At 43.7% G+C, this 213-nt stretch carries 1 protein-coding gene; it reads right to left on the bottom strand.

Features of this window, described 5'->3' with window-relative positions; genetic code table 11:
• The coding region (locus tag FLACHUCJ7_RS24910; protein WP_180910938.1) for a hypothetical protein at positions 1 to 213 on the bottom strand (213 nt) is incomplete at both ends.

Raw genomic sequence — 213 nt, 5'->3', positions numbered from 1 at the left:
GTCCAGTTATAAGTATATCCACCTGCACCTCCTGTAGGGGTATTAATTGAAGCCGCTCCGTTCGAGCCACCATTACAAGACACATTTGTTTGTGAAGCCGCAGTAGCTACTAGAGCTGTAGGTTGTGTAATAATAAAGTCAACGGTAGTAGTACAGTTGTTAGCATCGGTTACAGTACATGTCCATGTACCAGGAGTTAGACCTGTTACAGAA

It is taken from the genome of Flavobacterium salmonis, assembly GCF_903819435.1.
Taxonomy (GTDB): Bacteria; Bacteroidota; Bacteroidia; order Flavobacteriales; family Flavobacteriaceae; genus Flavobacterium; species Flavobacterium chungangense.
The sequence above is the reverse complement of the archived record's forward strand: the minus strand, read 5'-3'. Positions and strand labels throughout refer to the sequence as shown.